This window comes from Ornithinibacter sp. (genome assembly GCF_035443565.1).
In the GTDB taxonomy this organism is placed as follows: domain Bacteria; phylum Actinomycetota; class Actinomycetes; order Actinomycetales; family Dermatophilaceae; genus Fodinibacter.
In genome coordinates this window covers 1-1,117 of sequence record NZ_DAORSO010000020.1, presented here as the reverse complement: position 1 = coordinate 1,117, position 1,117 = coordinate 1, and the positions used below count along the sequence as shown (strand labels likewise).

At 69.6% G+C, this 1,117-nt stretch carries 2 protein-coding genes; both read left to right on the top strand.

From position 1 onward, the window contains the following. Nucleotides 1-477, top strand: a 477-nt coding sequence (locus tag PLL68_RS04055) for an NIL domain-containing protein (RefSeq protein ID WP_324531882.1), incomplete at its 5' end; no start/stop codon positions are given. Further along, on the top strand, nt 474-1,117 hold a 644-nt coding region (locus tag PLL68_RS04050; RefSeq protein ID WP_324531880.1), incomplete at its 3' end, for an ABC transporter permease subunit. The genes PLL68_RS04055 and PLL68_RS04050, both read left to right, overlap by 4 nt.

Sequence of the window (1,117 nt, the reverse complement as noted above, 5' to 3'; positions counted from 1 at the left end):
ACGGCGCAGCAGATCCTTGCCCTGCTGCGCGACGTGAACGAGGCGTTCGGCGTGACCATCGTGCTCATCACCCACGACATGGAGGTGGTGCGCTCAGCGTGCGGCTCGGCTGCCCTGCTCGAGGACGGACGCATCGTCGAGGCGGGTCGGCTCACCGACCTCAGCCTCGACGCCGGGTCGGCCCTGGGGCGCCTCTTGCTGCCCGTGCGCGTCGCCCCCGTCGGCGCCGACGAGACCCACCTGCTGCTCACGGTGGCCGACGTCGCCCACGGGTCAGCGGCACTGAGCCAGCTGGCCCGCGACCTCGACGTCGACGTCGCCATCCGCGCCGGGACGATCGAGCAGATCGCCGGTGACGACGTGGGCCGCTTCCAGGTGGCCCTGGACCCCGGCTCCGGTCGCAGCGGGCCCGTCGCCACCGACGCGGTGGTGCGCTACCTCACTGACCGCAACATCCGCGTGGAGGTCCTCGCATGACGCCCCAGACCTTTCCGATCCTGGCGACCGCTGACGAGTCGTGGACCAGCTACATCCCCCTGATCTGGCAGGCCCTCGGCGAGACCCTCTACATGGTGGTCTTCGCGGCAGCCCTGACGTTCGTGCTGGGGATGCTCATCGGGATCGCGTTGTACGTGACGTCACCGGGCGGCATCCGGCCGTTGCGGTGGATCAACGTCCCGCTCGGTCTCTACGTCAACATCAGCCGCTCGCTGCCGTTCCTCATCCTGATCATCGTGCTCATCCCGGTCACGCGCTTCATCGTCGGAACCTCGCTCGGGGCCACCGCGGCGATCGTGCCGCTGACCTTCGGCACCGCGCCGTTCTTCGGGCGGCTGGTCGAGACCGCGCTGCGCGAGGTCGACAAGGGCAAGGTCGAGGCGGCCGAAGCCATGGGGGCCACCCACGGCGACATCGTGCGCAAGGTGCTGCTGCCCGAGGCCCTGCCCGCACTGCTCGCCGGGACCACGCTCACCCTGGTGATGTTCGTCGACTACTCGGCCATGGCCGGGGCCATCGGCGCGGGCGGGCTCGGCTCGTTCGCCATCAAGTACGGCTACCAGCGCTTCAACACCGAGCTCATGCTGGTCACCGTGGCCATCCTCGTCCTCATCGTCCA